This is a genomic window from Citrobacter sp. wls757 (assembly GCF_005280935.1).
Taxonomy (GTDB): Bacteria; Pseudomonadota; Gammaproteobacteria; order Enterobacterales; family Enterobacteriaceae; genus Citrobacter; species Citrobacter portucalensis.
Genome location: NZ_SZWU01000080.1, coordinates 26,816 through 30,943 on the forward strand (window position 1 = coordinate 26,816; position 4,128 = coordinate 30,943).

Here is a 4,128-nt window from a genome sequence, read left to right on the forward strand (position 1 = left end):
TAATCACATGTTCACCCTACATGCTTAACTGAACGGCATTGCACTGTAATACCAGGTGTTCCTTATGCTTTTAAACCGCTGAGAAAACGTATTTTCATTTCTGCGAAGCGCCTTCCGGAATACGCTCTTGTCAGCATCGCGGATTAGCATTATCTTCTCGCTGCACTTGCAAAATCAGGTGCCAGGATTGGTCCCCTGATTACCTCATTCGCGATAAAATTCACTTTTGTCGTGCGACCAGCTACACCTCAATGGTGGGCTGGACGGTGGCGTCACAAGACGCACCGGTATCCAATGAGGCCGGTAGGACCAACTCCGTTCAGCCCGCCACCAAAAGGTTGGTCCCTTCGGTGGTGGTAAATTTCACTCATTGGAGGCTGCCCTATGGCGACTACCCCTCTCTTTTCACACTCTTTATTTACCCTGCCCTTTAGCCATGCAACGGATTTCACCGAGCTGGCAGATAACTGTGAGCGTTTGTCGAAGGGCTTGTTGAATGTCATGACCCTGTTGAAAAACTGGCGATTTGTGCGCGCCTGTCGGCCTGTCTGGCACTACTACAACCAACCTTAACGGAACCTGTACCGCAGCATCTACAGGCCAGCCTGACGGTAGAAACCTTACCGACCCGCTCTCCCCTCTTTGAACCCGAACCAGATCAGATGGGGCGTTACTGCCAGCTTTTAACGCATTTACTGATGAGCAAAACGCTGTCTGACGAGATGGAACGCGTGGCGGGCGATTTACTGCAGGATTTGGTAGGCTATTTCGCCGATACGTTAAAAGCGCCGCGTTGGTTGAAAACCGAGGATGGTGTGATGGTGCTGTAAAAAAGCCGGGTGGCGGCTTTGCCTTACCCGGCCTACGGTGTCGATATGTGCTCGTTTCCAGGCCCGGTAAGCGCTAGCGCCACCGGGCAATGCCATCAGCTCAACAGCTGGAAAGCAATCATACCGACAATCGCGCCGACCGTACCGAGGATGGTTTCCATCATCGTCCAGGTCTTCAGCGTTTGCGCTTCGGTCGCGCCGGTAAATTTACCGAACAACCAAAAACCAGCGTCGTTAACGTGGCTGACCACGATAGAGCCGCCCGCGATACAGATAGACAGCGCCGCCATCTGGGCACCGGAGTAGTTCAGTTGCTCAATCACCGGCATCACCAGACCGACCGCCGTTAAGCAGGCCACTGTCGCGGACCCCTGAATGATACGCACCGCCGCCGCCAGCACGAAGCAGGTGATAGCGATCGGCAAGCCCATACCGGTTAACGCTTCGCCCAGTGCAGGACCAACGCCGGAATCTACCAGTACCTGTTTGAACACGCCGCCCGCACCAATCACCAGCAGAATAATCCCCGCTGGCTGCAGCGCATGGCCGCAGATTTCCATCACGCGGTCTTTTGGCATGCCCTGGCGCACCGCCAGACCGTAAATCGCCACCAGACAGGCAACCAGAATCGCGGTAAACGGATGACCGATAAACTCGAACCATTCGTAGGTTGAAGAACCGACCGGAACAAAGCGTGCAGCGATGGTTTTCAGACCAACCAGCACCAGCGGCAGCAGGATAAGCGATAAGCTGAAGCCAAAGGAGGGCATTTTGCCTTCGCCCAGATGCGGCTCGGTAATGTCTTCCGGTACGTGCAGCTCAACGTAACGGCTGATGAAGTTACCCCACAGCGGCCCGGCGATAATCATGCCCGGGATCGCGGCGCACAGGCCAATCAGGATCATCCAGCCAAAGTCGGCGTGCATCTGAGAGGCCAGCAGCATCGGCGCAGGCCCCGGCAGCAGGAACGCTGCGGCAGCCGCCACGCCCGCAAACAGCGGAATGACCAACTTAACCAGGTTAGTACCGGTATGGCGCGCCATTGAGAACGCTACGCTAATCAGCAGCACAATCGCCACCTCAAAGAACAGCGGCAGCGCGCAAATCAGACCGGCCAGGCCAATCGCGTAATGTGCGCGGCTGTGACCGAAGGATTTCAGCATTTTGACGGCAATCTGATCGACCGCGCCGGTCTCATGCAAAATCTTGCCGAACATCGCCCCCAGCGCCACCACAATCGCCAGGAAACCGAGCGTGCCTCCCATCCCTTTTTCCATGGTCGCCGCGATTTTATCGAGCGGCATACCGGAAAAGAGACCTGCACCAATGGATACCACCATCAAAGCAACGAAGGCGTGCATACGCGCCTTCATCACTAAAAACAGCAGTAATAAAACGGACCCTACTGCTGTTAAAACAAGCGTTAATGTGCTCACTACTTACTGCCTTGGTTAATAACCTCAATGGTGCTGGCGACCACACCGTCCAGTGGTTGATCGATATCGACCACCAGTACATCGTTTTCATTCGCACCCGGTTCTTCCAGCGCTTCAAACTGGGTAACCAGCATCTGCGTTTTGAAGAAGTGGCCTTTACGCGCCTTCAGACGGCTTTCGATAACGTCAAAATCCCCTTTCAGATAAATGAAAGAGAGGTTCGGGTTACCGTCGCGCAACTGGTCGCGGTAGACTTTTTTCAAGGCAGAACAGACGATCAGCGAAACCTTGTTGGTACGCTGCATCGCAAAAGCGGCGTCATTCAGCGCCTGTAGCCACGGTTTACGGTCGTCATCATTGAGTGGCTCACCGGAAGCCATTTTCATGATGTTGCTGCGCGGATGGAGAAAATCGCCATCAAGAAACGCGGCCTGCAGTTGATGCGCCACTTCGCTGGCGACAGCAGATTTACCGCTGCCCGATACGCCCATCAGAACGTAAACGTGGTGATCATGATTAGTCGTGCTCAAAGCGTTGCCCCCACTGGTACAAGAATCAGGAAATTGTTACGGGTAACTGTTATCGGTAACATTGTCCAGCCGGATAAATAGAGAAGCAATATCCATTCGTGCTCGAAGTGTATAAGTGTGAGCTACTTCAAACTTGTTGGCCTAAATAGATCCGCCCGGTGACAAGGTGAAACCTAAATCTAACATTTTAGGCGTGACTGCTTCACCACGAATGCGCGCCAGCAGGCGTTCTGCGCCAATGCTGCCCATCCGTTCACGCGGCGTGAGTACACTCGCCAGACGCGGCTCCATCACCTGCCCGATGTCGTGACCGTGGAATCCGGCAATCGCCATGTCATCCGGGATTTTCAGCCCTAAACGCTGGCATTCGAAGGCCGCCCCTACCGCCAGGTCATCGTTGGTACAGAAAACGCCGTCGAGCTGCGGGTATTCACGCCGCGCCTGACGGATGAGTTCAATACCGGAGGAGTAGGAAGAAGACTGTTCCACCATCACGCTGTACGGCACCAGGCTGGCATCGCGCATTGCCTGCTCGTAGCCTCTCTGTTTGATGATAGTACGTTCATCAAGACGAGCGCCAAGATAGGCTACATGACGGTGCCCGCGGGCGATAATAGCGGCAGTCATCTGACGCGCGGCTTCGAAGTTGTCGAAACCGACGGCGATATCCAGACACGGAGACTGGCTGTCCATCAGCTCAACCACCGGGATACCGGCAACTTCAATCATTTTCAGCGTACGGGGCGTATGGCTACGTTCGGTGAGGATCAGGCCATCGATATTCCACGACAGCATCGATTCCAGGCGCTCTTGTTCCATCTCAGGCTTATAGCCGTAGTGCGCGAGCATCGTTTGATAACCATGGGCGTCGGTGACAGCCTCAATGCCGCGTAGCACTTCAGCAAAAACCTGGTTAGTGAGAGACGGTAACAGCACGCCGATAGCGCGGCTGGTAGCGTTAGAAAGGATATCAGGAGCGCGATTGGGAATATAACCCAGCTCATCAAGTGCAGCGGCAATTTTGCCCCGCAGCGCCACGGAGACCTGCTCCGGGTTACGCAAAAAGCGACTGACCGTCATTTTGGTCACGCCCACGCGGTCGGCTACATCCTGAAGTACGGGTCTTTTCTTTTTCATCGTCCTGAAGCGTTAAAAAGGGATAGATTCTCCCAGTTTACCACGGACGTGCGTGAACCTTTGCAGAGAAAAAAAGGAGTTTTTATTGTGATAAATACACAAAATCATTCGAGTTGCATCAAGGCGGCGACGCAGTGAATCCCCGGGAGCGTACATTAAGTACGCGACCGGGGTGAGCGACAAATCTGCCGGGAG

At 54.3% G+C, this 4,128-nt stretch carries 3 protein-coding genes and 2 pseudogenes; 2 read left to right on the top strand and 3 right to left on the bottom strand.

Going from position 1 to position 4,128, the window contains the following annotated elements:
- Positions 1–384 precede the first annotated feature (384 nt).
- Positions 385–830, top strand: a pseudogene (locus FDW94_RS22175) (hypothetical protein).
- A pseudogene (locus FDW94_RS22180) lies at positions 824–1,003 on the top strand (MarC family protein); the annotation flags it as partial. The pseudogenes FDW94_RS22175 and FDW94_RS22180, both read left to right, overlap by 7 nt.
- On the opposite strand, the gene gntU reads toward FDW94_RS22180, so the two are convergent.
- From gntU to gntR, 3 genes are all read right to left on the bottom strand, one after another.
- Positions 926–2,266, bottom strand: a complete 1,341-nt coding sequence (gene gntU / locus FDW94_RS22185) for a gluconate transporter (protein ID WP_003827609.1) — start codon at positions 2,264–2,266, stop codon at positions 926–928. The pseudogene FDW94_RS22180 and the gene gntU sit on opposite strands and share 78 nt — an antisense overlap.
- Positions 2,266–2,796 (bottom strand): gluconokinase, encoded by a 531-nt coding sequence (gene gntK, locus FDW94_RS22190; RefSeq protein WP_003023475.1) that lies wholly within the window; start codon positions 2,794–2,796, stop codon positions 2,266–2,268. The genes gntU and gntK overlap by 1 nt, the downstream gene beginning before the upstream one ends.
- A 141-nt stretch (positions 2,797–2,937) precedes the next feature.
- Positions 2,938–3,933: a gluconate operon transcriptional repressor GntR gene (gntR, locus tag FDW94_RS22195; protein ID WP_137378268.1), complete on the bottom strand. Its 996-nt coding sequence runs from the start codon at positions 3,931–3,933 to the stop codon at positions 2,938–2,940.
- Positions 3,934–4,128 lie beyond the last annotated feature (195 nt).